This window comes from Hoylesella timonensis S9-PR14, from assembly GCF_000762405.1.
GTDB lineage: Bacteria > Bacteroidota > Bacteroidia > Bacteroidales > Bacteroidaceae > Prevotella > Prevotella timonensis_A.
The window spans coordinates 1-6,468 of record NZ_JRPQ01000124.1 but is presented as its reverse complement, the minus strand read 5'-3'; the positions used below and the strand labels follow the sequence as shown (position 1 = coordinate 6,468).

General features: G+C 48.0%; 11 protein-coding genes and 1 pseudogene. All 12 read left to right on the top strand.

Annotated features, from left to right (window positions below; translation table 11 throughout):
* On the top strand, positions 1–257 hold a 257-nt coding region (locus HMPREF9304_RS14680; RefSeq protein WP_231564496.1), incomplete at its 5' end, for a hypothetical protein.
* A gap of 103 nt (positions 258–360) precedes the next feature.
* A complete protein-coding gene (locus HMPREF9304_RS07790) occupies positions 361–729 on the top strand; it encodes a hypothetical protein (protein WP_052046017.1) in 369 nt (122 codons plus the stop codon).
* A 13-nt stretch (positions 730–742) separates the two neighbouring features.
* Positions 743–2,734, top strand: coding sequence for a hypothetical protein (locus HMPREF9304_RS07785; RefSeq protein ID WP_036928046.1), 1,992 nt, complete (start codon positions 743–745; stop codon positions 2,732–2,734).
* Positions 2,735–2,828: 94 nt separating this feature from the next.
* Positions 2,829–3,704, top strand: a complete 876-nt coding sequence (locus HMPREF9304_RS07780; protein ID WP_036928044.1) for an AAA family ATPase — start codon at positions 2,829–2,831, stop codon at positions 3,702–3,704.
* A gap of 2 nt (positions 3,705–3,706) precedes the next feature.
* Entirely contained in the window at positions 3,707–3,943 is a 237-nt protein-coding gene (locus tag HMPREF9304_RS07775; RefSeq protein WP_036928042.1) for a hypothetical protein, read from the top strand.
* A 2-nt stretch (positions 3,944–3,945) separates the two neighbouring features.
* Positions 3,946–4,581, top strand: coding sequence for a DNA repair protein RadA family protein (locus HMPREF9304_RS07770; protein WP_036928039.1), 636 nt, complete (start codon positions 3,946–3,948; stop codon positions 4,579–4,581).
* Position 4,582: 1 nt separating this feature from the next.
* Complete coding sequence (locus HMPREF9304_RS14675) at positions 4,583–4,753, top strand: hypothetical protein (RefSeq protein WP_197061654.1); 171 nt, start codon at positions 4,583–4,585, stop codon at positions 4,751–4,753.
* Positions 4,754–4,756: 3 nt separating this feature from the next.
* Positions 4,757–4,939, top strand: coding sequence for a hypothetical protein (locus tag HMPREF9304_RS07765; RefSeq protein WP_036928037.1), 183 nt, complete (start codon positions 4,757–4,759; stop codon positions 4,937–4,939).
* The gene (locus HMPREF9304_RS07760; RefSeq protein WP_036928035.1) at positions 4,914–5,144 is read left to right on the top strand and encodes a hypothetical protein; all 231 of its coding nucleotides are present in this window, start codon (positions 4,914–4,916) and stop codon (positions 5,142–5,144) included. Before HMPREF9304_RS07765 ends, HMPREF9304_RS07760 begins: the two co-directional genes overlap by 26 nt.
* Positions 5,145–5,146: 2 nt before the next feature.
* Positions 5,147–5,737, top strand: a complete 591-nt coding sequence (locus tag HMPREF9304_RS07755) for a helix-turn-helix domain-containing protein (RefSeq protein WP_036928033.1) — start codon at positions 5,147–5,149, stop codon at positions 5,735–5,737.
* A 268-nt stretch (positions 5,738–6,005) separates the two neighbouring features.
* Positions 6,006–6,266: a hypothetical protein gene (locus HMPREF9304_RS07745; RefSeq protein WP_036928009.1), complete on the top strand. Its 261-nt coding sequence runs from the start codon at positions 6,006–6,008 to the stop codon at positions 6,264–6,266.
* An 8-nt stretch (positions 6,267–6,274) separates the two neighbouring features.
* Positions 6,275–6,468, top strand: a pseudogene (locus HMPREF9304_RS07740) (hypothetical protein); the annotation flags it as partial.

Here is a 6,468-nt window from a genome sequence, read left to right as displayed (position 1 = left end):
CAAAGATACGGAAAAGGGGCGAGATTAACGAATTTAAAGGATTAAAGATTATGAATGAGAAACTTTTAGATAGAGTGAGTGTTGAAAAAATAGATGCGTTGGTTGATGCATTAAGCGAGGTGATAAGTAGCATGCGCATTATGGCAGAGAATAGCTATTCCTGTTATCGTAACGAAGCGTATTGGGCATGTTATTCTTTAAGGAATATGATGTTTACATCTCTAAGACGTCGTGAACAAAAATCAGCAGGTGAATAGAGTGTAAGGATAACAAGGAGGATGGCTCGGACAGCAGGTTCGCTACCTCCGGGTTCGACTCCCGGCATCCGTCCCAAGTATAATAAATAAATTAAGTGAGATTATGAAAAAGTACATTCACATTCAGAAAGAGGACCGCGAGTTTATCGCGAAGGCTTTTGACATTACCGAGCGCACGATATTCAATGCGACTCATTACACGGATATGAACGAGGGCACCGACCTTATGAAGAAGATACGCATGCTTGCCTTGCAGCGAGGTGGTTTTGTGATGGTTGAAGCTCCAGAGTTGGAGGTGCTGCATGATGCTGACGGCTATATGCGGCATTACCTTGGTGATGTGTTGCTTGAGTTTGATAAGAATGGCGGTTGTTGCGACGTGTACAAGAAGGGCGAGAAAATACGCCACTATGACGATGTGATGCTGACCGACATTCAGGGCATTCAAGACTGGGCAGCAACATTGCGATAAAGAAAAAAGCAGCATGGAGTATTACGGTAACAAACTTTGCATATCATACAGCGAACTCGTAGATGGTGGCATTATAACAGCCTCCAACTACAATAACCTGACCTATCGAAAGAAGGTGAAGGTGGTTCGTCGTGGTGGTGGTGCGAATGACTGTTGTGCTCTGATTGCCATTGACAGTTTGCCGAGTAAGTATAAGGAGGCTGTTGAGAAAAAGTACCCTGGCGGCGATGAGGTTCGCATCAAGGCATGGGTGCTATCCAACTATGAGATGGATCAGGCAGCCATCGCCTTCTTCCATGACCGAAGCAAGACAGGCATCGACCTTGAGGACGAAAAGAAGCGCGAGTACATTATCAACGCTTCGGTGCTGAACACCTGCATCAAGCTCTACGAGCGTGCACGGGACAGCCAACGCCTGTTCGGTGGCAAGTACAACTGGGACATGATGGCCAAGACCATTGAAATCCTGCGCGAGGAACTGGGGCACACACTTCCGACGAGTACGCTGCGTTTTAGGAAGAAGGTGAACGACTACAAGCGAGGTGGCTACGGTTGCTTAATCAGCGGCAAGTTCGGCAATCAGAGCGCAAGGAAAGTGGATTACAAGACTAAGCAACTGATCCGTGGCTTGGCAGTCTTGCCGAACAAACCCTACAACAGCAACGTACACGAGATGTATATCAGCTTTGTCTGTGGCGAGCTTGATGTTTACGACCCGAAGACTGGCGAATTGTTCAATCCCGATGATTTCACGGATAAGAACGGTGACCCGAAGTCCCTGAGCGAGAGCACTATCAACAATATACTGAACGAGCCAGCAACCAAGATGCTGATAGAGAAATCGCTGTCGAGCTGGAGTACCTTTATGCACGAGCAAATGCCTTATATGCACAGACACAGCGGACAGTTCTCACTGAGTCAAATCACGATGGACGACGTGGACCTGACACGAAAGCTGAAGGACACGAAACAGAGGGTACATGCATATTATGCCTACGATGTGGTGAGTCAGTGCGTGGTGGGTGCCAGCTATGCGAGGAAGAAGGACGAGCAGCTTGTGGTGGACTGTTTTCGTGACATGTTCCGGCTGATAGCCAGTAACGGCTGGGGCATTCCTGCCGGTATCGAGGTGGAGAACCACCTGATGAGCCAGTATAAGGAGGGCTTCCTGAAAGCCGAGACCGTGTTCAAGTTCGTGCGCTTCTGCGCCCCTCTGAACTCACAGGAGAAATATGCCGAGCCGTTGAACGGTGCGAAGAAGCGCAGCGTGATACACAAGAACCACGAGGGTATCGGCCGTTTCTATGGCAAGGGCAAGTGGCGTCAGGAGTACAAGAAAATCAGCGATGAGACCAACGAACTCTACGAGGACAAGGAATATTTCACTTGGGAGCAGCTGGTTGCCGATGACCGCAAGGACAATGAAGAGTGGAACAATATGCTGCACCCGAATCAGAAGATGTATCCGGGTATGACGCGCTGGCAGGTGCTGGAGGCAAACATCAACCCGAACCTGCTGCCATACGATGCGAGAACACTTGCCCACCATATCGGCGAGCGTGTGAAAACAAGCATTCGCAGAAATTCGACCGTAAGGGTGGCCCACGAAGACTGGTGGCTGAGCAGCACGAGCGTACTGGAACGGCTGGAACCGAACAATTACAAGGTTACCGCCTGCTATCTGCCGGACGATGAGGGCGCACCACAAGAGGTGTTTATCTATCAAAAGGGCAAATACATCGACACAGTTGAGAAAGTGAACACCTACAGCCGTGTGATGGCCGAACAGACTGAAGAAGACCAAGCAGCGTTCGTGGAACAGCAGAAGAAGATAGCGAAATTCAACAAATATGTTGAGGACAACGCCATTGACAGACTGGGAATACTGAAGCCGAGCCAACAGGCACAGCAGGAGGTACTGGAAGTAAAAATCTCCGTTCCTCAGAAATGTGAGCCAAGAATGCCATTGCCAAGCGCATCGGACAGAGCAGTCGCAGATATATAGAATAACATTAACGAAATTGATTATCGGCTGCATTCGGCAAAACAAGCAAGCTTGATTGCGCTCATTTGCACGATAATTAAAATGCCATTAGAATATGATTAGTGAGATGCAAAAACAGCGGATATTAGAGGCGATAACAGCCAACCGCAAGAACTATCCGAGCGATGCGAAGCACGCATCGGCGCTGGGAATATCTGCCAGCGTGTACAACGGTTTGAAAAAAGGTCAGACGGAGAAAGCGCTGAGCGACGCCAACTGGGTGAACATTGCCCGGAAGCTGGATGTGAACTTACGCGAGACAATAGAGTGGAAAGGTGCACAGACGGAGACTTTCAAATATATCAGCCTGCAGTTGAGCGCCTGCCAGGAACGCAGCCTGAGCGTAATACTCTGCGACCTTCCGAACATCGGCAAAACATATACTGCGCGTTGGTACGTCAAGGAACACCGTAACGCTATTTACGTAGATTGCTCACAGGTGAAAACCAAGCGTGCGTTGGTGAAGAAGATAGCCCGGGAGTTTGGCGTGGGCATCAGCGGCAAGTATCAGGACACCTATGAAGACCTCGTGTATTACCTACGCTCCATGGAGCGTCCATTGGTTGTGCTGGACGAAGCTGGAGACTTGCAGTACGAGGCTTTCCTTGAACTAAAAGCCTTGTGGAACGCTACGGAAATGTGCTGTGGCTGGTATATGATGGGAGCTGATGGTTTGCGTGCCAAGATCAACAGAATGGTGGAACATCAGAAGGTAGGCTATGCCGAGATATTCTCACGATACGGCGGCAAGTACAGTCGTGTAACGCCTGACCAAGAAGATGATCGCCGTGAGTTTCTATTGGAGCAAGCCCACGCTGTGGCAAGCGTGAACGCTCCGAAAGGCACGGACATCGGTCAGATAGTACGCAAGAGCGGTGGCGGACTGAGGCGAGTATATACAGAAATCGAAAAATTGAAGAGAGGAGCATAGTTATGACAAATATAGAAATGGAAGCTATGGAAGCCGTTATCGGTATCCGAAAAGAATTGGCAAAGGCTAATGAGATAGAATGGGAACAGCGCAGGTATGAGATAGCTAAAGACTATTATACTATGGCGTGCAGCCAAGCCAAAGTGCATGGTGATGAGACTATGGGAGATATTTTGGAAGCTGCTGCATGGGTATCAGTAGTTGCAGCCGACAAATTGATAGAGGTCTTGAAAAAGTAGTAATGGCGAAACGAGCATACAGTCCGAAAGAGATTGCAGCCAAGAAATGGGTGACGCTGCCTTGGGGCGAGCAGTGGAGCGACCCATTCGGTTTCCCTGCTGAGAATGCCTCTTGGTTTATCAGCGGTGCGAGCGCACAGGGCAAGAGTTCATTCGTGATGCAGTTGGGGAAGGAACTGTGCAAGTATGGGCTTGTTCTTTACATGAGTTATGAGGAACGCGTGAACCAGAGTTTCCAGCGTCGCATGGGCTATTTGGGAATGAACGAGGTGCAGGGCCGCTTCCGGGTCGTTACAGATGAGTCGATAGAGGAACTTGCCGAGCGTCTTGCCAAACCAAAATCTCCTAAATTCATTATCGTGGACTCCTACCAAGTTGCTTACGATGATTTCGGGTGGACTTATCCTGCTGCCGTTGCCTTGATGCGTCGTTTCAATCGCAAGTGTTTTATTTTCATTAGTCAGGAAGACAAAAGTGAGCCAACAGGGAAACCGGCACGACGGCTGAGGTATATCTGTGATATGAAAGTGCGCGTGATGGGTTATAAGGCCTACTGCTTGGGCAGGTCAATCGGTGAAGCTGGAAATCATTACGTGGTGTGGAAAGAAGGCATTTTGAAAACGAGTAACAATCTATGATATGGCAAGCAAACGAGACAACCTGCTGTACAGGTTGAGAAAGAAAGGAGTGAAAGTACAGACGCGGGAACGCACGATATTCTTTGCGTACGATGGCGAGCCTTTCACTATCATACAGATACGGCGATTGTGCAAAGAGTATCATTTTAATGTACAATTAGAAATACGATAAAATATGGAGCATAAGATTAAGCAATGCTGCATCTGCGGCAAAGAGATAAAAGGATGGGGCAACAACCCCTATCCTGTGAAAGAGGAAGGCGAGTGCTACCGGTATTGCAACTTTACCGTAGTGATACCAGAAAGAATAAGACTATCAAAACAACAAAGCGATGAGCAAGGAAAGACGGATAATTGAAATTGAACCAGGTCGAATGACTCCAGGTGGACGTATGGCAGACCATATCGAGAGTCGTGGACACGCATGCTCCTACTGTCAAGGCAACGGCTACCATTGGCAGGAGGACGAATGGCAGGAACGCTATAAGAAGGAATGCCCGATATGTAAGGGCAGCGGCAGACTCGATGCCATGATAACTATTGAGTGGAAAGCGGAAGAATAGCAATGGAAAGAAATAAATACAGCAAGATAATCCTATCTGAAGCAGAACAGGAATGGATGTGCAAAAACTTTGGAACAACAAAGAATGCAGACATTGCCGACCATTTAGGAATATCGCCAAGAACGGTAGTAAGGATTGCACGAGATATGGGACTGAACAAGACCTCCGACTTCACGAAGGCTATGCAACAGAATGCAGCAGATTGCGCTGCCAAAGCAAATCGAGGTGTCGGTAATCGAGGAAAGGAAAACCTGCTGCGCTATGGCAAGGCTTATCAGTTCAAGAAGGGCGAGCGGCAAAAGGACAAAATGTCGGCAGAAGCCTTTGACGCCATGCACCGCCACATTGGAGAACAACGCAAGAAAACCTTCAAGGCGGAGAAACGCAGGGTATTGTTCGGGCTGGAGCAAAAGACAAAACTCCGTGTAGTGCAGGCATCAAAAGAGAAGATATGCCTCCGTAATGGTTTGCGAAGGAAAGGCTATGAGATAGCCCGTGCTTCCAATGAAGCGTTCATAACAGCGGCTACTCACCGATCGGGAGTGATGGAGCGTAGGGCAATATCAATGGGAATAAGTTTTACATCAATTTAATATAAACGATTATGAGCAACTTTTTAGAAGAAATCAAAAGACGTATTCAAGTGTGGCACGAGAAGCGTGCAGAGCGCATTGAGGCGGAGCGGCAGGCTCAGCTCGACGCGGAGGCACGGGAAGCCGTGCAGGTGATGGAATTTAACGGCAGGCTGTACATCTGCGTGAATGGCAAGCCACTGTTCGATATCGACATCTTCAAGAACAGCGTGGNCGAGGCTGTTGCTAAAGCTCGCCAGAATTATAAAGACTGGAAGGAGGAAAAGCTATGGCTAAAGTAGAGAAATTTCCCAAAAAGTATTTGGTCAAAGTAATTGTAAGACCTGAAGGATATAATAAGCTTGTTCTGGAGGGAATATTCGTCCCACGTGGATATACATGTAATGCGAATAAAATTAAAAAACAATGCTGGGAGTATTTGTGTGCCAATATAGATTTTAAGGGGAATGGCATAGACCCTGATAAGGTTGAGAAAGAGATTACTGTTAAAGCCATTCCTGCAGATTTTATGGTTGTAGAAGATAAATAATAGATTTTATGAAACAAGAACGGAACTATGCGCGTTTCTACTGTCTGCTGAAGGCGCTGCCTGGCGCAGACAAGGAGACGCTTGTGTCGAGCTTCACGAACGGGCGAACGCTGCACTTGCACGAGATGAGTGCGAAAGAATATGCCGCCATGTGCGCGTCACTGGAGGTGCATACCGGCTGGAGAGTGCAACTGAAGAAGAA